Origin of the sequence: Pseudomonas neuropathica, from assembly GCF_015461835.1 — a bacterium.
Lineage (GTDB): Bacteria > Pseudomonadota > Gammaproteobacteria > Pseudomonadales > Pseudomonadaceae > Aquipseudomonas > Aquipseudomonas neuropathica.
Genome location: NZ_JACOPX010000009.1, coordinates 155210 through 180103 on the forward strand (window position 1 = coordinate 155210; position 24894 = coordinate 180103).

Sequence of the window (24894 nt, forward strand, 5' to 3'; positions counted from 1 at the left end):
ATGCTCGGGGCCACTTTTTGTAACGCTATAAGCCGAGCCATGACCCGTCTACTGCGCTACACCCTGTTGCTTGTCGTGCTCGCCATCGTCGTGATCGGCGGGTTGATGTTCAGCCTGACCTGGCGCCCGGACGCCCGCGAAACCCTGCCGGTCAGTTGCACGGGGACACCACCGACGCTGGTGCCGGGCCAGGCGCTGAAAGTCATGACCTGGAACGTGCAGTTTCTCGCGGGCAAGCGCTATGTGTTCTGGAATGACCTGGCTCAGGGCGACGATGAAACGCCGACGCTGGAAGACATGGCCTTCAGCCTCGACGAAGTGGCACGCGTGATCCGTGACGAGCAGCCCGATGTGGTATTGCTGCAGGAGCTCGATGACGGGGCCAAGGCCAGCGACTATCAGAACCAGCTCAAGCTGTTGCAGGAACGCGTGGCCGACCTCTATCCATGCAGCGCCAGTGCGTTCGACTGGAAAGCCGAATTCGTCCCCGATCCGCACATTTACGGCAGCGTCGGCCGGCAACTGGCGACCCTGAGTCGCTACCGCATCGAGCACGCCGAACGCTTGCAATTGCCGGTGCCCTCCGCCAATTTCATCAGCCGTCAGTTCCAGCCGAAAGACGCCCTGCTTGCGACCAAACTGCCGCTGAGTGATGGTGGGCAACTGACCGTGTTCAACACGCATCTGGCGCGTGCCAGCCATCCGGACGACACTTCGCTCGCGCAGGTAACCGCAGTCGCCAAGGTGCTCGACAAATACGAGAGTCAGGGCCTGCCGTGGTTGATCGGCGGCGACTTCAACCTGTTGCCGCTCGGCCAGTATCGTCGTCTCCCCGCCGAACAGCGCACGCCCTACTCCGCCGACAGCGAACTGCATCTGCTGTGGGACAAGTACCCGATGATCCCGACCAACAACGAAGCCAGCGGCATAGACCGTGTGCACTGGCTGACCCACTACCCCAATGATCCCGGCCTGAATGGCCCGGATCGTACAGTCGACTACCTGTTTTACAGCCCGAAGATCAAGCGGGTCGAAGCAATGGTGCGCCAGGACGATACCTTGCGCATCTCCGATCACTTGCCGGTGATTGCACGCTTCCTGCTGCCGGCGGCGCCCTAGGCAGGGCCCAGGAACACTGCCCGAATTGACGATATGGAATCCCATGAAAATATTATTGGTGTGCAAGGACATTGGGGGTTACGCGCGCAAACTGGCGGACTATCTGATGATCGACAACGACGTGTGTTTTATCGATACGTCATCGATGCAGAACAGCTTTGATCAAGCGCCGAAGATCCTGCGCCGCCCGCTTAAACGCTGGGCGCAGTTACGCCAGTTCAACAAAGCCATCGCTGCGCATGGACGTTTCGATGTGGCACTCATCATCAACCCGGCCCAGATCGATGCAAACCAGTTGGCCGCCGCACTCAAGGTCTCCGACCACAAGATCGCCTACCTCTACGACAGCTTCAGTCGTTGGCCGATGACTCGCGAAGCCCTTGCCGGTTATGACGAGGTGTTTTCCTTTGATCCGGAGAATGCCGAAAGCTACGGTCTGAAAAAACTCTACAACTTCATCTACGACGACTACAGCGCCGACGACGAGCCCGGTGAGTACTCGGCGTTTGTGGTGATGGCGGGCAAGGATCGGGTGCCGGCACTTGAAGGCCTCGCGCAGGCATTCGATCGTCTCGGGGTGACCGATTACAAATTTCTGGTTCAGTGCAAACCGATCCCGAACGCGCATCCGGGTATCACGTTCTTCGAGCAGAGAATGTCGCTGGAATCCGTCGGCGAACTGGTAAAGCGCTCGCGAATCATTCTGGATATTTCCAAGCCCGGTCAGGCCGGTTTGAGCTTCCGTTTCTTCGAAGCCATGGCCTCACGGAAAAAAGTCATCACCACCAACAAGAGCGTGGTCGACTATGACTTTTACAACCCGGCGAACATTCTGGTGATCGATGAGGCCAACCCGGTGATTCCGGAACGGTTCATCACTGATCCGTATGTCGATGTGCCTGAGCACATCTACCAGAAGTACACCTTGCAGGGGTGGGTCAAAACCGTGTTTGCCCGGCCGTGAGCTGACCTCGCCATCCCCTGCACCACAGGACCCTGCGGGAGCGAGCCTGCTCGCGAAAGCGGTGTGTCAGGCACCTTTTTTATCGACTGACACTACGTCTTCGCGAGCAGGCTCGCTCCCACAATGGCTAGGTGTTGCGACAGTTGGATCAGTGCACTTCTTCCAGGTCGTCATGCAGCAGCCCGAAGATCTGCCGTTTCATGTCGATGAACGAGCGCTCCATGACCATGTCCAGTGAGCGCGGGCGTTCGATCGGTACATCGAGAATCTGTTTGATCCGCCCGGGTTTGGCGCCCATCACATAAACCCGGTCGCCGAGCAGAATCGCTTCGTCGATGTCATGGGTGACGAACAACACAGTCTTCTTGCTGTTGCCCCAGACCCGCAGCAACAACTGTTGCATCTGCAGCCGTGTCTGGCTGTCGAGCGCGCCGAACGGTTCGTCCATCAGCAGAATCTGTGGATCATTGGCCAGTGCCCGGGCAATTGCCACGCGCTGCATCATCCCGCCCGACAGCTGCTTGGCGTAGTTGTCGGCGAACCCGGCGAGGCCGACTTCGTTGACGTAATAATCGACGATTTCCTTGCGCCGCGCCGCCGGCATGCCACGGCGCTTGAGACCGAACTCGACGTTCTGCCGCACCGTCAGCCACGGAAACAACGTGTAACTCTGAAAGACCATGCCGCGATCCGCGCCAGGCCCTTGCACTTGCTGGCCGCCGACATAAATCTCGCCGGAGGTCGGTTCAGCCAGTCCCGCTGTCAGATACAACAGACTCGACTTGCCGCAACCCGACGGCCCGACCAGCACGGCAAACTGCTGATCCGGCACCTCGAACGACACCTCTTCCAGCGCGGTAAACGTGCCACCGTCAGGCTTCTTGTAACGCAGGCTGACCTTGTCCACCTGCAAGCGTGGAGCCGCTTGCGCCGGGGTCGCAACAGGTTCGATGAATCGATGATTGGCAGCAGTCACTGAGCCCATGCGGCAACCCTCAAGCGAAGAAAGCGGAACAGTTGATCGGTGACCAGGCCCAACAGGCCGATGATCGCGATGGCGAGGAAAATCACGTCGACCTGAAAACCACGCATGGCCTTCAGGCTCAGGTAACCCAAACCGCTGGACGCGGCGACCAGTTCGGCCACCACCAGATAGGTCCAGGCCCAGCCCATGGTCACCCGCAACGTGTCGAGCACACCGGGCACCGAGGCCGGCGCGATTACATGCAATACCGCGTCGCGGCGGTTGGAGCCCAAGGTGTAAGAGGCGTTGATCAGATCCTTGGAAATACCTTTCGACACGTCGGCGATCATCACCAATTGCTGGAAGAACACGCCGAAAATAATCACTGACACGCGCTGCTCCAGACCGATACCGATCCACAGGATGAACAGCGGCACAAACGAGGTCACCGGCAGATAACGAATGAAATTCACCAGCGGTTCAAGGAACGCCTGAACGATGCGGAAGCTGCCCATCAGCAACCCCAACGGCACCGCCACCAGCGACGACACAATAAAGCCGACCATCACCACTTCGACACTGGCCCACACATGCGTGCCAAGGGTGCCGTCGCGGCTCAGGCGCACGGCAGCTTCAACCACTGCGCCTGGTGTCGGCAGAAACATCCCCGGCACGATGCCGCCATAAGAAAGCCCGGCCCACAGGCCGACCAACAATACCCAGGCCAGACCGCTGGCGCTCCACACCACTTGCACCGGCAAAGCGGTTTTCGGCGTGAGGCTGCGGCTCAGCCACGAATTGCGCTTGAACATTGCAGACCTCCTAGAGCGGGCTGACGAAACGGTTGTCGACCAGCTCGTCGTTGCTGACGTTGTACGGCTTGCCCTGCAATTCGCTGGCGGTTTCGTTGGCCAGTTTGATCAGCGGCGCGCTGTCGCCCGGTTTGCCCGGCGAGCCCAAGAGTTTCTCGCTCATGGCCTGATCATAGAAACGCACGCCTTGTGCGGCGGCAGCCAGCTCCTTCGGATCGGACAGGTAACCGCCGACGCCTTTGGCCATGATTTTGTAAGCGTCTTCCGGATGATCCTTGGTGTACTGCACGGCTTTGTACAAACCGGCGACCAGCGCCTTGACGTCTTCCGGTTGCTTCTCGATAACCGTGCAATTGAGCGCGACCACATCGACGATCACGCCGGGGGTGCTGCTGCTGTCGATCAGCACTTTGCCTTGCTGCTTGTCGCGGACCATCGACAGGTGCGGTTCCCAGGTCACGGCGGCGGGCACGCGACCGGCGATGAACGCGGTGGCGGCATCGTCAGCGGTCATGTTCTGCACGGTGATGTCGCTCATCTTCATGCCGTTCTTTTTCAGCAGGTACGAGAGCCAGAACTGTGAAGTCGAACCCTCGTTGACCGCCACGGATTTGCCCTTGAGCTCCTGCAAGCTCTTCACATCCTTGCCGACCAGCACGCCGTCGCCGCCATGGCTATCGTCCAGCGCCGCGACCGCTTTGAAGCAGAACTGCGGACGGTACTTGAGCACTTCATCGATGGTCGAGGCCGAGCCGGACAATTGCCCCGATGCTTGAGCGGCCATGTACATCGAGGCTTCTTCGACCACCGGCAATTCGACGGTCAGGCCGTTTTCCTTGAAGTAGCCCAGATCCTGAGCCAGATAGAGGGTGCCATAGCCGACCCACGTGGTGTGGCCGATGGACAGGGTGCCGGCCTGGACGCTGGTGGCGACCGTGGCAGCCAGGGCGGTGATTGCCAGAGGATGAGTAAGACGTGAACACAAGGACTTGATCATGGAGCACTCCCGACGCTGTTGATTTAGTTTTGTCATGGGCAGTACGGTCGCCGGCCGTTGTGCAGTTGCTGCCGTTGGTCTCTCGCGGACGCTTGGGCGGACAACATTCGGCTGGCGGGCAAGATCGATGGTGGCCCATGTGCGCGGTGAGGAAAATCAGGAAATTGTTGGCTGCAAATGATGAAAAAACTGGCTAGTGCGCACTGCTGAAGGGCGGGGATTGCGGGGGTGCGCGAGATGGGTGCAGATCGGGGATTTTCGGCGAATGGGAGAATGTCATCGCTGGCAAGCCCGCTCCCACAGGGATCTCGAGCGAACCCCGGATTTTGTGAACACTGCTGAAACCTGTAGGAGTGAGCCTGCTCGCGATGGCGTAAGGTCAGTCGATTGCTTGGCTGCCTGACCCACCGCAATCGCGAGCAGGCTCACTCCTACAGGGGATCTTCGGTGTGACATAGATCCAGTGTCGGAGCGAACCTGCTCGCGAAGGGGGCGACCCGGTTTCAGCGCAACTGGAACCAGGTAGTTTTCAGCTGGGTGTATTTGTCGAATGAATGCAGCGACAGGTCGCGGCCAAATCCCGATTGCTTGCCGCCGCCAAACGGTACCGTCACATCCAGCGCATCCACCGTATTGACCGACACCGTGCCAGCGCGCAACTGCCGCGCCACTCGATGGGCGCGGTTAAGGTCATCGGTCCACAGCGACGCCGCCAGCCCGTAGACACTGTCGTTTGCCAACCGCACCGCTTCCTCTTCACTGTCGAATGGCACGACCGCCAGCACGGGCCCAAATACCTCTTCGCGAAACAGCGGCATGTCAGCTGTCACACCGGTAAAAATCGTCGGTTCAATAAAATTATCCGACCCGTTGAAACGCCGCTGCTGCCCACCACAAACCCGGGTCGCTCCCGACTGCTCGGCATTACGAATGAAGCGCATGATGCCCGCCGTCTGCTTGTCATCGACAATCGCCCCGGCGCTGCTCTGCGGATCCAGCGGATCCCCCGGCAACCAACGCTCGGCCTGTGCTTTCAAGCGTTCGACAAACGCATCATGAATCGAACGTTCCACCAGCAACCGCGAGTTGGCCGAGCAGACCTCGCCCTGATTGAAGAAGATCCCGAACGCAGCTTTCTCCGCCGCCAGATCGAGATCCTGACAGTCGGCGAACACCAGATTGGCACTCTTGCCGCCGCACTCCAGCCAGACCTGTTTGAGGTTCGACTGTGCGGAGTACTGCATGAAATATTTGCCGACCTGAGTCGAGCCGGTGAACACCAGGCAATCGACATCCGCGTGCAGACCCAACGCCTTGCCGGTCTGTTCACCAAGCCCCGGCAGGACGTTCAGCACACCCGGCGGCAGCCCTGCTTCCAGCGCCAGCTCGGCCAGACGCAACGCCGAAAACGGTGACTGCTCGGCCGGTTTGAGGATCACCGAATTGCCCGCCGCCAGCGCCGGCGCGAGCTTCCACGCGGCCATGTCCAACGGGAAATTCCATGGCACCACCGCCGCGACAACGCCGAGCGCTTCGCGGGTGATGGTCGCCAACACATTCGGCGCACTGGGGGCGACCTGATCGTAGAGTTTGTCGACGGCTTCGGCGTACCAACGGAACACCCCGGCGGCTCCCGGCACGTCGATGTTGTAGGCGTCCATCACCGGTTTGCCCATGTTCAGCGAGTCGAGCAACGCCAGTTCTTCGCGATGACTCATCAGTAAATCAGCCAGTCGCAGCAGCACCTGTTTGCGCTCGGCCGGAGCACGTTGCGACCACGTACCGGCCTCAAAAACCTGTCGTGCATTGCGCACCGCCGTGTCGACATCAGCCTCGCCGCACGCTGCGACGTTGGCCAGACATTGCCCGGTCGCCGGGTTGATCGCGGCAAAAGTCTGCCCCGATATCGCCGCGCAATGCTTGCCGTCGATCACGGCCTGATCGGGAAACTTCAATGCAACGGCGCGGCGCTGCCACTCTGCAAGCTCGAACACGACGGATGCTCCTGAGACGTTATTGTGCCTCGATGGTCGCTCAGGCCCGCACGGGCTAAAAATAGTAAAAATGTCTTCGCAGGCAATAAAAACACTGGGCAACGACTTTCCCCAAACCCCGCGCAGGTGGCTATGGTTGAGGGATAACAACATCGTCGCGCAACGGACGTGGCGGCGCACAAATTGCTTGGAAGTCGAGTCCGCTCGTCCTGAGGTTTGCCGTGGCCGCCTACAATTTGCGTCAGCTGAAATACTTCATCACCACCGTCGAATGCGGCAGCGTTGCCGAGGCCTCGCGCAAGCTGTACATCGCGCAGCCGGCGATTTCCACCGCGATCAAAGGCCTGGAGGACAGCTTCGGCGTGCAACTGCTGATCCGTCACCACGCCCAAGGTGTGTCGCTGACCCCAAGCGGTGCGCGGTTCTTTCGCAAGGCTCAAGAACTATTGCGCATGGCCAAGGAGTTCGAGCAGAACGCTCTGGCCGACAACGATGTGGTTTCAGGACAGATCGACATCGGCTGCTTTGAAACCGTCGCTCCGTTGTATCTGCCGCAATTGATTGCCGGATTCTCTGCGTTGTATCCGGGAGTGAAAATCCGCATCCGCGACGGTGAACAACAGGAGCTGGTGCAGGGCCTGACGTCGGGTGCGTTCGATCTGGTGATTCTTTACGAACATGAACTCGACGCGACCATTCAGACCGAACCGCTGATGCCCGCGCAACGGCCATATGCGTTGTTGCCGGCGGATCATCGCTTTGCCCAGTACAAGCAAGTGTCGCTGCGCGATCTCTGTCTGGACCCGATGATCTTGCTTGATGTGCAGCCGAGCCGGACATATTTCGTCAGCCTGTTCGAAGAACTGGGGCTGACCCCGCGCATCGAGTTCAGCTCGCCGTCGATCGAGATGGTGCGCGGAATGGTCGGCCAGGGTTTCGGCTTCTCGATTCTGGTGACCAAGCCACATTCGGAATGCACTTACGACGGCAAGAAAGTCGTGTGCGTGGACATCGTCGAGGACGTCACCGGCTCAGGCCTGGTGGCGGCGTGGCTCAAGCGCGGGCAGCTGACCAAACCGGCGCAGTTGTTCGCCGATTATTGCCGCGAATACCTGACAGCCAAAACCGCTGACTGAAGCCACAAGCCCGGGCAGACTTCAACTGCGGCGCTTGACGACGCGACGGTGGCAATCCGCCGGGCTCAGCACCTTACCCGCGCCGGAACGCACAGCAATGGTCTCGACCGGCTCCGCGTGCTCATTGTCCAGAAGCACTGAATAGCTCTCGCCCTTGCTGAACAGGTAACGCTCCCCCCACTGGCGCATGCTGATCACGATGGGAAACACCGCACGCCCCATCTCGGTCAGCACGTATTCCTTGTAGGCCGTGCCGTCGGACGCTGGCTGGAGATCGAATACACCCAGCTCGACCAGCCTCTTGAGTTTCACCGTGAGGATGTTCTTCGCCAGGCCCAGACGCTTCTGGAATTCACTGAAGCGACGCACATCATCAAACGCGTCCCGGATGATCATCAAGACCCAGCGATCGCCAATAGCCTCAAGCGTGCGGGCCACAGGACATTCGCTTTGTGCGAGTAGCTGCTGTCTGGCCATGTTTCTCCAATTTGAGGGAAGTGCGTTGGAAAAGAGTTCTAACGTCAGACAAAAATATTTTGAAAAACTAGTTGTAGATTAAAACCAGCCTTGTTAAAAATCAACGAATCGGTTTCGAATAGAAACTAGCTATTCCCAAGGATGGAATGATGTCGCTGAACCCTCAAAAGCCTTCGAAGATGGACGTCGATGCCGAAAACACGGGCGCCGGAGCCGCTGCACGCGCTCCCTTACAGAGACCAGAGCGTGGCGGTTTAAGTCGTTACCAGACATTTCTCTTTGCCATTACCTGCGCCATGGCCGTGGCCAATGTCTACTTCGCCCAACCGCTGCTGGAGTCGATGGCCGCCAGTCTGTCGGTCGCTCCAAGCACGATTGGTATCGTCGTCACAGCGACTCAGGCGGGTTACGCAGTAGGTCTGCTGTTTATCGTGCCGCTGGGCGACTTGCTCAACCGAAAAGGTTTGATCCTCACGCAGATGTTGCTGAGTGCCGTGGCGCTGTGTGCGGTCGGGCTGGCGCAGGACTGGGGCATGCTGCTCGGCGCGATGGTGCTGGTCGGTTTGATGGCGGTTGTGGTGCAAGTGGTCGTCGCTTACACCGCGACCCTCGCCAGCCCGGATCAGCGTGGTCAGGCCATCGGCACCGTGACCAGCGGTGTGGTGCTGGGCATTCTGCTCGCGCGCTTCGTTTCTGGGGCAGTGGCAGACCTCGCGGGCTGGCGCGGCGTCTACTTCGTGTCGGCGGCCTTGATGGTCGGCATGGCGCTGGTGCTGTATCGCACCATGCCGGCCTCGACCACGCCGCCCACCAAAGGCAGTTACTGGCGCCTGCTCAGCTCGGTGTTCCAGTTATATCTCAGCGAACCCACGCTGCGCGTCCGCGGCACGTTTGCTCTGCTGATCTTCGCCGCCTTCAGCGTGTTATGGACCGCCATGGTGTTGCCACTCAGTGCGCCGCCCTTGTCCCTGTCACACACGCAGATCGGTCTGTTCGGTCTGGCCGGCGTGGCGGGTGCACTGGCGGCGGCACGCGCCGGACGACTGGCCGATCAGGGGCTGGGCAATCGCACCACCGGCATTGCCCTGGCACTGTTGACCCTGTCCTGGTTGCCGACTGCATTTGTTGAAAGCTCGTTGCTCGCCATGGTGGTCGGCGTGGTGCTGCTGGACTTCGCCGTGCAAGCGGTACACGTGACCAACCAGAGCCTGATTTTTGCCGCGCGACCCGATGCGCAAAGCCGACTGGTGGGCGCCTATATGTGTTTCTACTCGGTGGGCAGTGGCGCTGGTGCAATTGCAGCGACTTACACCTATGCGCACTGGGGCTGGGTGGCCGTTTGCATATTGGGTGCAGCCTTCAGTGGCACTGCGCTGCTCTACTGGATGTACCTGACGCTGAGCTCTCGATAACTATTCCATCGTCACCAGCAAGAGTTGGCCATCAGCCGACATCGCCAGATCTGCTGGCCCGCTGTTCACCCACCGCTATCAAGGCAAATCATTCATGAGACCACTGCACGTCATATTGGCTGTACTGATTACGGCAATCTGGGGCGTCAATTTCTCGGTGATCAAGCTGGGACTGACCACCGTAGATCCGTTCATCCTCGCAGGGATTCGCTTCAGTCTGTGTGCGTTACCGGCAATCTTCTTCATCCGTAAACCGAATGTGCCTTGGCGCTACATCATCGGTTACGGGCTGGTGTTCGGCATCGGTCTGTGGGGCAGCGTCAACCTCGGCATCAAGGCCGGACTGTCGGCGGGGATTGCTTCGCTGGTTCTGCAATTCAGCGCCTTCTTCACCCTCCTCCTGGGTGGTTGGGTGTTCAAGGAAGCGCTGACCCGTTTTCAGGTGTTGGGCATGCTGATCGCCCTGGGCGGTTTGCTGTGCATCATCCTGATCAGCGACGGCTCGGTGAGTCTGTCCGGCGTGTTGCTGGTGCTGTCAGGTGCAGCGTCGTGGAGCATCGCCAACATCATCAACAAAAAGGCCCGCACCCAGGAGGTTTTTGCTTTCCTTGTCTGGTCGAGCGCATTCGCACCCATCCCGCTGTTCGCCATCGACTATGCGGTTAACGGCAGCGCCGGCTACTCCACATTCGTCAATCAGGTTGATAGGACCGCCGTGCTGTCGATCCTGTTTCAGGTTTACCCCAATACACTATTCGCCTACTGGATCTGGAACTCGTTGCTCAAGACTTATCCGGTGTCGACCGTCGCGCCGCTGTCGTTGCTGGTACCGATCTTCGGCATGCTGGGTTCGGTAGTGATCTTTCACGAAAGCGTGCCGGCGAGCAAAGTTTTCGCAGTGGTTCTGATCGTGCTGGGCCTGGCCGTCGGCCTCTATGGGCAGCGTATTTTCAATGCCATACGGACTAAGTACCGCGCGGCTTCGCCCGCGCAGTAGCCTCAGCCACCAACGGATCATCCGGCCAGTAATGCTTCGGGTACCGCCCCTTTAAATCCTTCTTCACCTCGGCATAGGTGCTGCGCCAGAAGTTGGCCAGATCCTGCGTCACCTGCACCGGGCGCCGCGCCGGCGACAGCAGATGCAACTTGACCACCTGCCGGCCGCCGGCGATCCGTGGCGTATCGGCGAGCCCGAACAACTCCTGCAAACGCACCGCGAGAATCGGTGGAGACTCGCTGTAGTCCAGACGAATCGACGACCCCGACGGCACGCTCAAATGATGCGGCGCCAGCTCATCGAGCTTTTGCGGCAACGGCCACGGCAGCAGATTGCGCACGATGCTCGACAGGTCGAGATTGGCAAAATGACTGAGCCGCGAGACCTTGCCCAGATACGGCATCAGCCAGTCTTCAAGGGTGTTGAGCAACGTTGCATCGCTGACATCCGGCCATTGGCTGTCGTCCTGATTATTCAATTCCAACTGGCGCAACAGCGCCACGCGAGCCTGCCACTGACGCAATTCCGGCGTCCACGGCAGCAGCTCCAGACCTTTGCGTCGCACCAGATTGACCAACGCCTGACTGCGCGCATTTTCATCAAGACCGGTCAACGGCTCACGGCTGAGAATCAGCTCGCCGACCTTGCGCTGACGCTCGGCGCGCAGCACACCTTCGCGTTCATCCCAATCGAGTTGATCGACATTGCGCACCTGTTCGGCGAGCACCGAATCGAACAGCGCCGAATCGAAATCCGCCGCCAGATAAATCCGTTCTTCGCGCTGGCCCTGACGGCTGCCGAGGTCGGCGATGACGATCCACGGCTCTTTCATCAGGCTGTCGGCTTCGGCGAACAGCGCCGCACGACCGTTGGCCAGACGATATTCGGCGCCACCGGCACGCCGCTGTTGCGCGACGCGATCCGGGTAGGCCAGCGCCAGCAAGGCACCGAGCCAGCGCGGATGATCGGGATCGCTGACCGGCTCGCTCGCCTTGCCGCGCAGATAACCGCGATATTGCCGCGCCAGTTGCCGGGCGCGCTGCACACCACCCTGCGCACCGCGAGCGGCGCGTTCTTCGCCGGATAGCAGGACCAATCGACTGTGCAAATCCGCCCCGGCACCGCGCAAGATATCGCGCTCGCCCAGCAGCGCGGCGACATCGCAAGCCATGTTCGCCAGCCCCAGCGCCTGCCCGCGCAACAGCAAATGGCCGATGCGCGGATGCGCCGGCAACTCAGCCATGGCCTGACCGTGAGTGGTCAGCGTTTCCCCTTCCAGCGCACCGAGCCGTTGCAACAAATCCTGTGCCTGTGCATAAGCCGCCGCTGGCGGAACATCCAGCCAGACCAGTTCACCCGGCGTGACACCCCAGCGCCCCAATTGCAGCGCGAGGCTGGCAAGATCCGCCGAGAGAATTTCCGCACTGCCGTACGCGGCCAGTTGTTCGTGCTGATCCTGCGACCACAAGCGATAGCAAACGCCCGGCTCCAATCGCCCGGCGCGGCCCGCCCGTTGGGTGGCGCTGGCCTTGGAAATCCGCTGAGTATCGAGGCGCGTCATACCGCTGCCGGGATCGAAACGCGGCACCCGCGCCAACCCGGCATCGATCACCACGCGCACGCCGTTGATGGTCAGACTGGTTTCGGCGATGTTAGTCGCCAGCACCACTTTGCGCTGCCCGGCCGGCGCCGGATCAATTGCAGCACGCTGGGCATTGAGATCGAGTTCACCATGCAGCGGGCACAGCAACACGTCGCTGCGCTCACCAATGGCGTCGGCCAATTGTTGATGGACGCGACGGATTTCCGCCTGCCCCGGCAGAAACACCAACAGACTGCCGGTTTCGTCATGCAGCGCTTCAAGCACGGTTTGCGTGACGCGCTGATCGATGTATTCGCCAGGCTGAAACGGCCGCCCCCAGCGCATCGTCACCGGATACATGCGGCCTTCGCTGCGCAGGATCGGCGCATCATCCAGCAACCCGGCCAGACGTTCACCTTCGAGCGTGGCCGACATCAGCAAAATCTTCAGCGGCTGTTCAGCTCGAAACAGCTCGCGACCGTTCAGACTTAAGGCCAATGCCAGATCGGCATCAAGACTGCGTTCGTGGAATTCATCGAAGATCAGCAGGCCCACGCCTTCCAGCGCCGGATCATCCTGTAAACGGCGAGTGAGAATGCCTTCGGTGACCACTTCGATACGCGTATTGGGGCCGACCTTGCTGTCGAGGCGAATGCGATAACCGACGGTTTCACCGACCTTCTCGCCCAGCTCACTGGCCAGACGTTCCGCCGCCGCACGCGCGGCGAGACGGCGCGGTTCAAGCATCAGAATGGTTTGCCCGGCCAGCCATGCTTCATTGAGCAAGGCCAAGGGCACACGGGTGGTTTTACCGGCGCCGGGCGGTGCTTCGAGCACGGCTTCGTGGCGTGTCGCGAGGGCTTCACGCAGGGCGGGTAAAACGTCATCGATTGGCAAAGAAATCATGCTGGCTCCAAAACAGAGGCCCGAGTATAACGGCGAACTGCCAGGCGTTCGTCAGGGTCTTAACTTCACACGACTACGCTTCGTTCTTAGATGAATCAGGAGATTTCCCATGCGCTTACCTTTTCGCCTGATCGGCGGTGTACTGGTTGCCACCCTGCTCACGCAAATCACCGCGTGCGGTTCGATTTTCTATCCGGACCGACGCGGTCAGATCGACGGCAAGATCGACCCGGCGATTGCCGTGCTCGACGCCGTGGGCCTGCTGTTCTACATCATCCCCGGGCTGATCGCGTTTGCCGTCGACTTCGCCACCGGCGCGATCTACTTCGAACCGGGCCACACCGCGCAGATCGACCCGGCCAAACTCAAGCAAGCCATCGGCCCCGACGGCCAGGTCGATAATCACAAGTTGCAGGCTATTCTCGAGAGCGAGTTGGGCCGAGATTTCCCACTGGATGATCCGCGCCTGATTCAACACAAGGGCAGCACTCAACAACTGGCGATGTTCGGCCTGCAACCCGCCGCTTAAAAAGGACGTTCAATGACATCCAGCCCCGAACACGCCCGCCTGCTCAGGCTGGCGACCCGCGCCTCGGTAGCGGTGGCGTGCACGCTGATCATCGCCAAAGCCATCGCCTGGTGGCTCAGCGGATCGGTGAGCATGCTCGCCGGCCTTACCGACTCGGCGCTGGATGGCGTCACTTCGATGCTCAATCTGCTGGCGGTGCATTACGCGCTGCGCCCGGCCGATGACGATCACCGTTATGGTCACGGCAAAGCGGAATCGCTGGCAGGGATGGCGCAGGCCCTGTTCATTGGCGGCAGCGCGGTATTGATCGCGTTTCAGGCCTATGAGCGCATCCAGCATCCGGAACCGCTCGGCGCTCCGTGGATCAGCATTGGCGTGATCATTTTCTCATTGCTGCTGACGGTGGCCTTGCTGGCGCTGCAGCATCGAGTGATCAAGCAGACCGGTTCCAACGCCGTGCGTGCCGACTCACTGCATTACCGATCCGACCTGTTACTCAACGGCAGTATTCTGGTGGCGCTGATGTTGGCCGGGTTCGGCTGGCATCAACTGGATGCGTGGTTCGGACTTGGCATTGCCGCCTATATCCTGTGGAGTGCGATCCAGATCGCCCGGGAAAGTTTTTCGGTATTGATGGATGAGGAGCTGCCAACAGATGTCAGCCAGCACATGCTCGAACTGGCCTGCAGTGTGCCTGGGGTGTTGGGCGCGCATGACTTGCGCACACGGATCTCCGGCAACCACTGGTTCGTGCAGTTGCACCTGGAATTGCCGGGGGAATTGACCCTGTCAGTAGCCCACGGCATCAGCGACCAAGCCGCCGATGCCATTCACAAGGCCTACCCGCGAGCCGAAGTGCTGGTGCACGCCGACCCGCAGGAAGTGGTCAAGTCAGAACGGGCGCAAACCCGGCTTCAGTAACTGACCTGATAACCGCGACTGCTCAGGCAATTGCCCTGCGCCTGACGGTACGCCTGCACCACTTCGGGCGCAGGCTGGTAGGTCGCGGTGCGCGGGTCGAAACCGCTTTGCTGCACTGCGTACTGATAGCACTGGTATCCATCCTGCTGCACCTGCTCCGGCGACTGACCATTGGCCGGATACGCTTCGACGTCATAGCCTTGGGATTGCGGCTGCGGCTGTTGCTGCACCGGCGGCTCGACGACCACATAATCCTGGGTCGCTTCCTGATAGGCGTAGTAGGCACCGGCGGCGAGGAACAATAGCGAACCGCCGATCCACACTTCACGGGCGTAATCCGGCAAATACTGAATGCGGATGCCTCGCGGTGGTTGCACGACGATGTAGCGCGGGCCTTGCGGGCGATACCAGTAGCCTGCGGAGTAGAAGTAATCCTGACCGCGATACGGCACGCGGTAGTCACGATCCGGGAAGCGATCGATCACATGCCCCGGTCGATATTGCGGACCAGGCCCCCAGCCATTGCCATGACCATCCGGACGGCCCGGCCAGCGATTGTCATTGGGCCGATTGTTGGTCTGCCATTGCTGGTTGTGATAACCGTTTTGCGGACGCTCGTCGCGGTAGTAGCCCTGACGTGGTTCCTGAGTCTGACGCACGGTGTCGGGCCGTGGCTGGATCGGCAGGCTATTGGCCGGCAGTTGTGGCGGTGGTGGCGGCTGGCGCACCGGGTTGGGGTTATACGCCGGACGGTTCTGGTCGTGGTTTTGCCACTGGCCATTGTTGTTGTGCTGCTGGCCGTTGTGCTCGAACTGGCGACTGTTGTCGCCACGAATGATCTCGTTGTTCTGCGGGCGCGGCTGATTCTGCTGTGGCTGATTATTCTGCGGGCGCGGCTGATTGTTGCCGCCATGGCCCTGATTATTGCCCTGATGGTCCTGGCCATGGCCACCGCCCTCCGGCCCGCGATTCTGCGGTTCATCGGCAAGCGCTTGCGCACTGACACTCACACACAGCAAACCAACACCGGCCAGACGCCAGATGCGCGAATTCATGCTTTTTCTCACTGCGGGGCCTGTAAATGTAAGAGGGCTTGTCACTAAGACCGGGAATACACACACCGGGTTCTGCAACAGGTTATCAGTCACGCAACTTATTTATTGAGCGTCCGGCATGAAATCGCAGGCAAGAAAAAAGGGAGACCCGTCGGCCTCCCTTTAGAGAACTTCGTCCTGGCTCGACGCTTTTGACGTCGGCTCACCTCACGCCGTCTTCTGGACAGTGTGCAGCTCGGGGGCCGGCACAACCCCGGTGGGGTGGCGGCCGCGGCGGGCCTGATAGGGCGGGCCGCTGTGGACTGTGTTACCGAGCAGTGATTCTGGTGATAAGAATAGGCCTGAGGCGACGACAGAGGATTGCGAAGATTGCTGAAATAAACACCACTTGCGCAATTTTTAACCCTGGATAGATAATCTGCCGCAATAGTTACAACCAAGGACAGATTGATGAGCAAACTCGACCGTTACGACCTGAGTATTTTGGCGGAATTGCAGCGTGACGCCCGCATCTCCAACCAGGAGCTGGCCGAGCGCATCGGTCTGTCGCCCTCCCCTTGCTCGCGCCGGGTCAAGCAGCTGGAAGACGACGGCTACATCTCGCGCCAGGTCGCATTGCTCGATCGCAAGATGCTCGGGCTGAGCCTGACGGCGTATGTGCTGATCGGCATGGACCGGCACACGCCGGAGCGTTTCGAGAATTTTGAGGCGGCGATTCGTACATTGCCGCAGGTGTTGGAGTGCAGTCTGGTGACGGGTGTGGATGCCGATTACCAGTTGAAAGTGGTGGTACCGGATATGGATCACTATCAGAAATTGTTGCTGGGGCATTTGACGCGGATTGAAGGGGTGACGAGTGTGCGCTCGAGTTTTGTGCTGAATCAGGTGCTTAACAGCACTGAACTGCCGCTGACTCATTTGCGTAGCTGATCAAAGGCCCCCTCATCGGAACGCCGCCCGCCCAGCCCTCTCCCCCAGGAGAGGGAGCCGACCGAGGTGTCTGCTGTCATACATCGACCTGAAAGATTGAGTCGATTATGGATTCACGACAGAACGTTCAGGTCGGCGTTTTTGCGAGCATCCCCCGGTCAGTCCCCTCTCCCTCTGGGCGGTCCGACGTTTCGGGAGGGTTAGGGTGAGGGCAACAGTTCCGGATCAGACCCAGATCAATGCCACCCCACACACCTTGGCGTATACTCGCCGCGCCCTTTTAGCCGCGCCCATGCCGGAGAACCCCAATGGATCCAGCAGTATTCGAAGAGTGGATGATGACCGGTCTGGTCAGCATCCTGATCATTTTCATGGGTTTCATCGTCTGGGATCTGGCGAAGAAGTCCAAAGCGGGGCGCTTTGGCTCGTTCATTCTGTTCTTCGTGCTGGGCCTGGGCGTAGCCGCGTTCATCATCAAGAGTGTGGTGATCGGCCTGATCGAGTCCGGCGCTTTATAAGCGCGCCGGCACTTCCTTCCACTGGCCCTGATCGAGCCCTTCGATCGTCCAGTCACCAATCTTCACCCGCACCAACCGCAATGTCGGCAGCCCGACCGCCGCCGTCATGCGCCGTACCTGACGGTTGCGCCCTTCGCGAATCACCAATTCCAGCCATGACGTCGGTATGGTCGCGCGAAAGCGCACCGGCGGGTTTCGCGGCCACAATTCAGGCTCATCCAGCTGCCGCGCTTCGGCGGGCAAGGTCATGCCGTCATTCAGTTCAACGCCATCGCGCAAGCGCTGCAATTGCTCAGCCGTCGGCACGCCTTCGACCTGCACCCAATAGGTCTTCGCCAGTTTGTGTTTCGGATCGGCGATACGCGCCTGCAACTGCCCGTCGTTGGTCAGCAGCAACAATCCTTCGCTGTCACGATCAAGGCGTCCGGCCGGATAAATGCCGGGCATATCGATGAAATCCTTGAGCGTCGCCCGCCCTTCACCGTCGCTGAATTGCGTCAGCACATCGAACGGTTTGTTGAACAGGATCAGTTTCGGCTCGGCCGGCGGTGCCTTGGCAACACGGCGTGGCGAGGACGACTGAGGCTTCGCACCGGGGCGGCGGGAAGGTGGACGCTGGGGACGAGACATAAGAGAACAGACATTTAGCGATCAGGGCTGACAATGCTAGTGCCCCGACCGCCAAATGACCACGACTAAGCGTTAACGGAACGGCGGCTCGTCGAAGCTACGCAGTTTGCGCGAGTGCAACGAGTTGAGCTCGGTGCGCAGCAGGTCCACCGCTTCAATGCCGATCTTCAAGTGCTGGCTGACCGCGCGTTCATAGAAAGCATTGGCCGAACCCGGCAGTTTGATTTCACTGTGCAAAGGCTTGTCCGAAACGCAGAGCAACGTGCCGTACGGCACCCGCAGGCGATAACCCTGCGCTGCAATCGTGCCGCTTTCCATGTCCACGGCCACGGCGCGGGACAGGTTGATCAACGGTCGTTCCTGAGCCCAACGCAACTCCCAGTTACGGTCGTCGTAGGTCAGCACGGTGCCGGTGCGCAGGCGTTTCTTCAGGTCATCGCCCTTCTCGCCGGTGACGTTGGCCGCTGCTTGCTGCAGGGCCATTTGCACTTCGGCCAGGGCCGGGATCGGGATGTTCGGCGGCACCACACGGTCGAGAATGCCGTCGCGACGCATGTAAGCGTGAGCCAGCACGTAGTCGCCGATGGTCTGCGACTGACGCAGGCCGCCGCAGTGGCCGATCATCAGCCAGCAATGCGGACGCAGCACCGCCAAGTGGTCGGTGATGTTCTTGGCGTTGGACGGGCCGACGCCGATGTTGACCAGCGTTACACCGTGGCCATCGCTGGCGATCAGGTGATAGGCCGGCATCTGGTATCGGTGCCAGACCACACCGGCCGCAATCGCCGACGCTTCGCCGTGATCCATGCCCTTCTCGATGATCACGTTGCCCGGCAAGACCATGCGCACGAAACGCGGGTCGCTGCGCAGTTGCTCCAGACCATGGACGATGAACTGGTCGACGTAGCGGTGATAGTTGGTCAGTAGAATCCACGGCTGCACATGGCGCCAGTCGCTGCCGGTGTAGTGCACCAGACGGCGCAGGGAGAAATCCACGCGCGCGGCGTCGAACAACGCCAGCGGCAGCGGATCGGTGTTTTCCCAGTCGTAGAGACCGTCGGCGATGCCGTCGGTGGCGGCGGACAGATCGGTACTCGGGAACACCCGCGCCAGCACGGCAGCGGTGACGCCGGAACCGGCGAGTTCATCGCCCTGCTCGACCACGTACGGATACGGAATGTTCTGCTGGCTGACGCCGACTTCCACGGTCACGGTGAAGTCGTGCATCAACGGCACAAGCTGCTCGAGCAGATATTTGCGGAACGCCGCCGGGTGGGTGACGGTGACGCTGTAGGTGCCCGGCAGTTGCACCTTGGCATAAGCGCGGGTGGTCTGCGGCACTTCGCCCTGGCAGTGATAGGTCAGACGCAGTTCGGGATAACGAAACAGAGCACGCTGCGCAGCGTCGGGTTCGACGCGATCCTTGAGGTAACGCTTGAGCGCCGAGTTCAGCGCAGTGGTGGCCCGCTCATGCAGCTCGGCCAGACGGTCCACGGCTTGTTCGGCGGTTTGAACGACAATAAACGCTTCGGTCACGATCAGCTTCCTGTGTTCTGACTTGCAGAGCTTCATCTTGCCTGCATCGTGGCGTCACGGGAACAGTGGCATGTTGGCAACCGCACAATATATGGCCCCCCCCCAATCCTTGTAGGAGCTGCCGAAGGCTGCGATCTTTTGATCTTGCTGTTTATAAGATCAAAAGATCGCAGCCTTCGGCAGCTCCTACAGGAGATTTGTGTGGGGTCAGAGGATTTGCGGGGTTGAGCGGGCGACGAGGGACTCGATGTCGAGGCCGCGCGGCAAGGCGCCGTAAACCCGGCCGCCACCGCTCAGGCGGCTGGCAATGAAGGCATCGCTGACCACCGAGTTCCCGGCCTCCAACAGGAGCTTGGCCTGCAAACCGAGCGCGATGTCTTCGGTCAGTTGCCGTGCCCGGTACTGAATATCACTGGTGTCCTTGAACTGCACCTGCAACTGCTGAATATGCGCAGCCAGTCGCTTGTCGCCATGCCCGTCACCGAGTTCGCTGAACAACACATCCAGCACCCCCGGCTCTTTCGATAACGCCCGCAGCACGTCGAGGCACTGCACGTTCCCCGAGCCTTCCCACGTCGAGTTCACCGGCGCCTCGCGGTACAGACGCGGCAGAATACTGTCCTCGACATACCCGGCGCCGCCCATGCATTCGGCCGCTTCGTTGATCATCCCCGGCGCACGTTTGCAGATCCAATACTTGCCCACCGCTGTCACCAGTCGCGCGAATTGCGCTTCGTGGCGATCATCCAGATGATCCAGCGCCTTGCCCATGCGCAAACTCAGGGCCAGCGCGGCTTCGCTTTCCAGGGCCAGATCGGCCAGCACGTTCTGCATCAATGGCTGTTCGCTGAGCAGTTTGCCGCCGACCTTGCGGTGCGCGCAGTGGTGGCTGGCCTGGGTCAGCGCCTGACGCATCAGCGAGCTGGAACCGACCATGCAATCAAAACGTGTCATCGCGACCATCTCGATAATAGTCGGCACGCCGCGCCCTTCCTCACCGACCATCCACGCCAGCGCGCCACGGAACTCCACTTCACTGGAAGCGTTGGACTGGTTGCCGAGTTTGTTTTTCAGGCGCTGGATGTAGAACTGATTGCGCGTGTCGTCCGGACGATGACGCGGCAACAGGAAGCAGCTCAAACCCTTGTCGGTCTGCGCCAAAGTCAGAAACGCATCGCACATCGGCGCCGAGCAGAACCACTTGTGCCCGACCAGTTCATAGGCCTGCCCCGGGCCACTGGCGCCGACCGGGTAAGCCTTGGTGGTATTGGCGCGCACGTCGGTGCCGCCCTGTTTCTCGGTCATGGCCATGCCGATGGTCACGCCGGCCTTGTGCGCCATACCGACGTTGAGCGGGTCGTATTCGGTGGCGAGGACTTTCGGCAGCCATTGCTCAGCGATGTTCGGCTGCAAGCGCAGGGCCGGCACACTGGCAAAGGTCATGGTCAACGGGCAACCGCTGCCGGCCTCGGCTTGGCTGTGCAAATAAGTCATCGAGGCGCGGGCGACGTGGGCGCCATCCTGTGGGTGCGCCCATGGCAATGAGGTCAAACCATGCTCGATCGCCGTGCGCATCAGCTCGTGATAAGCCGGGTGAAATTCCACCAGATCAATGCGATGGCCATAGCGGTCATGGCTGGCGAACGTTGGTTTGTTCTGATTGGCGAGGAACCCGGCTTCCATCAACGGACCACCGGCCAGCGCGCCGTAGGCATCGATCCGCGACTCGGCCCAACCGGCGCCGAACCTGCGCGACCACTCCTGCAACGGCAGGTCGATGCGGTACAGGTTGGTGCCGTCCAGCGACGGTGGCTGGTTGGTGACTTCGTGGGTTTCGGCGAACTGATGCAGGTTCATGACGGGCTCCTTGAATCAACCGGAGCGGTCAGTTAAGCACCGCCCCAGGATCGATCAAAGTGTCATATCCGCCGAATTTGCGGCGCTTTTACCCTATCAGCAGCACAACAGCCGGCGCTCCAGCGCGGACTGCAATTCTTCGAATTTCACCGGTTTGTTCAGGTAATCGACCGGGGCTCCCGTGGCGCAAAGCTCTCGGTCCGCGGTCAGTGCGAGCATGAACACCGGCAGGTTGGCGCAGCCCGGCATGGCGTGAATCTGGCAGCACAAGGACGCGCCTTCAGGGGCGGGCATCTGACAGTCGATCAGCACCGCATCGAAGGTTTCCCGCTGCAGGCAGTCCAGTGCCGCTGCGCCATTGTCAGCGGTGCGCACGCGAAAGCCGAGCTTGAGCAACATGCCGCGCATCACCAGTTGGTTGACACTGTTGTCATCCACCAGCAACACCGTGCAGTCCTGCGGCGCACGCACACAATCGTGCGAAGGCGCGATGATCGGCGCAGCTTCAACCGCCGGCAGTTCAAATTCAACGTCCAGTTGAAAACGGCTGCCACGTCCAGGTTCGGAGCGATGAGTAAGCTTGCCGCCAAGCAGCTCGACCAACTGTCGGCAGATCGCCAGCCCCACGCCCAGTCCGCCGTATTCGCGGGTCATCGAACCGTCGAGCTGAAAGAAGCGCTGGTACATCGTCGCCTCGCCCAGGTCGGTAAAACCGATACCGGTGTCGATCACCGCAAACGACAGCGCCAGACGATTGTCCGTCGACGGTTTGCCGGTCACCCGCAGCGCCAGCCCGCCGACGCGGGTGAACTTGATCGCGTTGTCCAGCAGGCATTCCAGGCATTGCGCGAGTTTGGCGCTGTCGCCGTGCAGGCGATCCGGCAGGGTCGGCAGCACCTCGACCTTGAAGTCCAGCGACTTGCTCGCCGCGTTGCCGTCGAACTGCACGCGCAGCGCTTCGACCACCGCGCGCAGGCTGAAACTGCCCGGCGCAGCCTTGAGCTTGCCGGCCTGCAATTCCGTGAGGGTGAGGATGCCGTTGACCATGCGCATCATGTCCCGCGCGGAACCGGCGGCGGTCTGCTGGTATTGCTCAAGCTCCGGATCCAGCTCGACGGTCTGCATCAGTTCCAGCGAACCGATCACGCCGTTCATCGGTGTGCGCAATTCGTGGGTCAGGGTCGCGAGGAATTCGTCCTTGAGTTTGTTGCTGTGGGCCAGTTGCTGGTTGAGCACTTCGAGTTTCTGCCCGGCGTCATACAAGGTCTGCGCTTGTTGCTCGCGCATCGCATTGATCCGGTCGGCCAATGCCAGCGACAGCAGCGCCACCTCGATCGCCGAGCCGATCTGGCTGGCGTACATGGTCAGGAACACGTTCGGCAGCAGGCCGAGCACCATCAGCGTGTTGACGATGCCGCCGAGCAGAAACGCCGACCAGGCGATGATGAAATAACGCGCCACCCGCAAGCCGCGCCACCAGGCCAGAATCCCGGCGGCGAAAATCACCACAGTGAAGGTCAGCGCCAGTATCGTCGCCAGGCGCAGCGACAACGCGTAACTGGTCATCAGCGACAAACCAACCACCAGCGCACCGAACGCGATCAGTGCAATCAGCAGCCGATCAAGCCAGCGACTATGGTTTTTGGTCTGCAGGAAACTGCGGGCGAACTGACTGCCGAACAGCCCCGCACAGCCGATGAAAAATGGCGTGGCCGCGTTGGCCCACCACGGATTGTCCGGCCAGAAATACTCCACCGCCGCACCGTTCACCGACAGCTGATAAAGGCCGAACGAGGCGATATAGAAGATGTAATAGAGGTAACTGGTGTCGCGCACACTCAGGTAGATGAACAGGTTGTAGACCACCATCCCCAACAGCACGCCATAAATGATCCCCAGCACATACAGGCGCACCGGCTGATCTTCGAGGTACGCGGTGCTCGACCACAACGTCACCGGTGCCTGAATCGAGCCTTCACTGGCCAGTCGCAGGTACACGGTGTGTTGTTGACCCGGTGCGAAAGCGAGGTCGAACAAATAGTTGTTCTGGCGGATCTCGCGGCTGGCGAACGGCAAGGCGTCGCCGGTTTGCCGGACGAGGCGGTAGTCGCCATTGGCGTCAGGCAGATAGAGGCCGAGATGATCGAGCGGCGGATACGCCAGTTCCAGCAGCCAGGTGCGCTGAGCGGCGGGATTGCTCGGACGGTACTGCAGGTCAATTTTCAGCCAGAACGCCGAGCGCGAGTAACCGGCATTAAGGGTGGCCTTATCGTGAACTTTGAAATGGCCGGCGGCAGCTTGCGCACGAACATCAGCAATGCTCGCCTGACCGCTCGGGTCTTCGAACACTTGCAGCGACCGGCCCAGAGGGAGGCTCTGGGTAAATTCGTCGAATTCGACGGCGCTCGCCATGAGGGGCAAGCAGAACAACAACATCAGCAAATAGCGCATTGAAGCCCCAGCGTGGCTCGTCCGGTTGTGTCAGGAAGCCCCCCATTCCCTTTGAGTAGACGTAAAACCGGTATTACCTGTTATTGGTTTGGATCCAGACTAGCATAGCCGTTGATGGCCATTGAGCACCATCGAAATTTTTCCTACAAAGGCTCTAGAACGGGCGTTTCAGAGCAAAGCAGCGGGCTAGAGCTGTTGAGTTGGTCAGCTTGTGACAGCATGGTCGCAATCTCTTGCCGGGTTGTCGGCCCGCCACAACAGCACTGAACCCGAAAATCAGCTTTGGTGGTAAGCTCGCGCACCATGAATATCTACAGCTCCCGCCCCGTTGTCCTCTGTCTCTCCGGCCACGACCCCAGTGGTGGCGCCGGCTTGCAGGCAGATATCGAAGCCCTGCTCGCGCAGGGTTGCCATGCGGCTCCGGCCGTCACCGCCCTGACCGTGCAAGACACCGTCAACGTTACTGACTTCCGCGTCCTCGACCGTGAGTGGGTACTGGCCCAGGCCAATGCCGTGCTCAACGACTCCGAAGTCGCGGCGGTCAAACTGGGCATGCTCGGTTCGCTGGAAATGGTCGACACCGTTGTCGAACTGCTTTCCGCGCACCCGCACTTGCCGGTGGTCTGCGACCCGGTGCTGCGCGCCGGTGGCGGCGGACGCCTGGGCAAGGACGAAGTTGGCTATGCGATGCGCGAGCGTCTGCTGCCGCTGTCGATCATTGCCACCCCTAACCTTCCCGAAGCGCGCATCCTCGCCGAACTGCCCGAAGGCACCGCCGACGAGTGCGCAGAAAAACTCCTGCCGTTCGTCAAGAACCTGCTGATCACCGGCGGCCATGGCGACGAAACTGAAATCCACAACCGCGTGTATAGCCGCGACGGTCTGCGTGAAACCTTTATCTGTCAGCGTCTGCCCGGCAGCTATCACGGCTCCGGTTGCACACTGGCCAGCGCTTTGGCCGGTCGTCTGGCGCAGGGCGAACACCTGGCCAGCGCCGTACGCAGTGCACTGGATTACACCTGGCGCACCCTGCGCGATGCCGAACAACTGGGCAAAGGCCAGTTCGTCCCGCGTCGCCTGCCGCTGGATTTCTGCTCGTAACGTCGT

The 24894-nt window shown here is 60.5% G+C and carries 21 protein-coding genes; 10 read left to right on the forward strand and 11 right to left on the reverse strand.

Translation table 11 applies throughout. The annotated features are described in order from the left end of the window. Positions 1-39 precede the first annotated feature (39 nt). Together H8F23_RS14990 and H8F23_RS14995 are read left to right on the forward strand one after the other, a co-directional pair. The gene (locus H8F23_RS14990) at positions 40-1119 is read left to right on the forward strand and encodes an endonuclease/exonuclease/phosphatase family protein (protein WP_194934880.1); all 1080 of its coding nucleotides are present in this window, start codon (positions 40-42) and stop codon (positions 1117-1119) included. 43 nt (positions 1120-1162) lie between these two features. Then, the gene (locus tag H8F23_RS14995) at positions 1163-2083 is read left to right on the forward strand and encodes a CgeB family protein (protein ID WP_194934881.1); all 921 of its coding nucleotides are present in this window, start codon (positions 1163-1165) and stop codon (positions 2081-2083) included. Positions 2084-2231: 148 nt separating this feature from the next. Here the strand turns inward: H8F23_RS14995 and H8F23_RS15000 are convergent, their stop codons facing one another. The 4 genes from H8F23_RS15000 to H8F23_RS15015 form a co-directional block, all read right to left on the reverse strand. After that, positions 2232-3068 (reverse strand): ABC transporter ATP-binding protein, encoded by an 837-nt coding sequence (locus H8F23_RS15000; RefSeq protein WP_034153794.1) that lies wholly within the window; start codon positions 3066-3068, stop codon positions 2232-2234. Then, positions 3056-3859, reverse strand: a complete 804-nt coding sequence (locus H8F23_RS15005) for an ABC transporter permease (protein WP_194934882.1) — start codon at positions 3857-3859, stop codon at positions 3056-3058. The genes H8F23_RS15000 and H8F23_RS15005 overlap by 13 nt, the downstream gene beginning before the upstream one ends. A gap of 10 nt (positions 3860-3869) precedes the next feature. Beyond that, on the reverse strand, positions 3870-4856 hold the full coding sequence (locus H8F23_RS15010) for an ABC transporter substrate-binding protein (RefSeq protein WP_194934883.1): 987 nt from the start codon (positions 4854-4856) through the stop codon (positions 3870-3872). 503 nt (positions 4857-5359) lie between these two features. Then, the gene (locus H8F23_RS15015; RefSeq protein ID WP_194934884.1) at positions 5360-6850 is read right to left on the reverse strand and encodes an aldehyde dehydrogenase; all 1491 of its coding nucleotides are present in this window, start codon (positions 6848-6850) and stop codon (positions 5360-5362) included. Positions 6851-7071: 221 nt separating this feature from the next. On the opposite strand from H8F23_RS15015, the gene H8F23_RS15020 reads away from it, so the two are divergent. Next, a complete protein-coding gene (locus H8F23_RS15020) occupies positions 7072-7986 on the forward strand; it encodes a LysR family transcriptional regulator (RefSeq protein WP_194934885.1) in 915 nt (304 codons plus the stop codon). Between the two features lie 21 nt (positions 7987-8007). Here H8F23_RS15020 and H8F23_RS15025 read toward each other — a convergent pair whose 3' ends face one another. Then, positions 8008-8463: a winged helix-turn-helix transcriptional regulator gene (locus H8F23_RS15025; RefSeq protein WP_194934886.1), complete on the reverse strand. Its 456-nt coding sequence runs from the start codon at positions 8461-8463 to the stop codon at positions 8008-8010. A 149-nt stretch (positions 8464-8612) separates the two neighbouring features. Between H8F23_RS15025 and H8F23_RS15030 the strand changes: the two genes are divergently transcribed. Both H8F23_RS15030 and H8F23_RS15035 read left to right on the forward strand, forming a co-directional pair. Further along, positions 8613-9875, forward strand: a complete 1263-nt coding sequence (locus H8F23_RS15030) for an MFS transporter (RefSeq protein ID WP_228759243.1) — start codon at positions 8613-8615, stop codon at positions 9873-9875. 94 nt (positions 9876-9969) lie between these two features. Next, positions 9970-10872, forward strand: coding sequence for an EamA family transporter (locus tag H8F23_RS15035; protein ID WP_194934887.1), 903 nt, complete (start codon positions 9970-9972; stop codon positions 10870-10872). On the opposite strand, the gene hrpB is transcribed toward H8F23_RS15035, so the two are convergent. Beyond that, the gene (hrpB, locus tag H8F23_RS15040; RefSeq protein ID WP_194934888.1) at positions 10841-13360 is read right to left on the reverse strand and encodes an ATP-dependent helicase HrpB; all 2520 of its coding nucleotides are present in this window, start codon (positions 13358-13360) and stop codon (positions 10841-10843) included. The genes H8F23_RS15035 and hrpB overlap by 32 nt on opposite strands. A gap of 109 nt (positions 13361-13469) precedes the next feature. Here hrpB and H8F23_RS15045 point away from each other — a divergent pair, with 109 nt between their 5' ends. Next, positions 13470-13889 carry a hypothetical protein gene (locus H8F23_RS15045; RefSeq protein ID WP_016986146.1) on the forward strand — a complete coding sequence of 140 codons (420 nt, stop codon included), beginning with the start codon at positions 13470-13472 and terminating at the stop codon, positions 13887-13889. 12 nt (positions 13890-13901) lie between these two features. Next, complete coding sequence (locus H8F23_RS15050) at positions 13902-14810, forward strand: cation diffusion facilitator family transporter (RefSeq protein WP_194934889.1); 909 nt, start codon at positions 13902-13904, stop codon at positions 14808-14810. On the opposite strand, the gene H8F23_RS15055 is transcribed toward H8F23_RS15050, so the two are convergent. Further along, positions 14804-15865: a DUF6515 family protein gene (locus tag H8F23_RS15055; protein ID WP_194934890.1), complete on the reverse strand. Its 1062-nt coding sequence runs from the start codon at positions 15863-15865 to the stop codon at positions 14804-14806. The two genes, H8F23_RS15050 and H8F23_RS15055, sit on opposite strands and share 7 nt — an antisense overlap. Before the next feature lie 450 nt (positions 15866-16315). Between H8F23_RS15055 and H8F23_RS15060 the strand changes: the two genes are divergently transcribed. Next, the gene (locus H8F23_RS15060; protein WP_007909658.1) at positions 16316-16795 is read left to right on the forward strand and encodes an Lrp/AsnC family transcriptional regulator; all 480 of its coding nucleotides are present in this window, start codon (positions 16316-16318) and stop codon (positions 16793-16795) included. Positions 16796-17103: 308 nt separating this feature from the next. Further along, positions 17104-17313: a DUF2788 domain-containing protein gene (locus tag H8F23_RS15065; protein WP_003228500.1), complete on the forward strand. Its 210-nt coding sequence runs from the start codon at positions 17104-17106 to the stop codon at positions 17311-17313. Here H8F23_RS15065 and H8F23_RS15070 read toward each other — a convergent pair. The 4 genes from H8F23_RS15070 to H8F23_RS15085 form a co-directional block, all read right to left on the reverse strand. After that, positions 17308-17943: a pseudouridine synthase gene (locus tag H8F23_RS15070; protein WP_228759244.1), complete on the reverse strand. Its 636-nt coding sequence runs from the start codon at positions 17941-17943 to the stop codon at positions 17308-17310. The genes H8F23_RS15065 and H8F23_RS15070 overlap by 6 nt on opposite strands. 72 nt (positions 17944-18015) lie before the next feature. After that, positions 18016-19515, reverse strand: coding sequence for an AMP nucleosidase (gene amn, locus H8F23_RS15075; protein WP_161986511.1), 1500 nt, complete (start codon positions 19513-19515; stop codon positions 18016-18018). Positions 19516-19686: 171 nt separating this feature from the next. After that, entirely contained in the window at positions 19687-21336 is a 1650-nt protein-coding gene (locus tag H8F23_RS15080; RefSeq protein ID WP_194934891.1) for an acyl-CoA dehydrogenase family protein, read from the reverse strand. Between the two features lie 96 nt (positions 21337-21432). Next, entirely contained in the window at positions 21433-23787 is a 2355-nt protein-coding gene (locus H8F23_RS15085) for a hybrid sensor histidine kinase/response regulator (RefSeq protein ID WP_194934892.1), read from the reverse strand. A 303-nt stretch (positions 23788-24090) separates the two neighbouring features. Here H8F23_RS15085 and H8F23_RS15090 point away from each other — a divergent pair, with 303 nt between their 5' ends. Then, positions 24091-24888 (forward strand): hydroxymethylpyrimidine/phosphomethylpyrimidine kinase, encoded by a 798-nt coding sequence (locus tag H8F23_RS15090; protein ID WP_007909650.1) that lies wholly within the window; start codon positions 24091-24093, stop codon positions 24886-24888. The last annotated feature ends 6 nt before the right edge of the window (positions 24889-24894 follow it).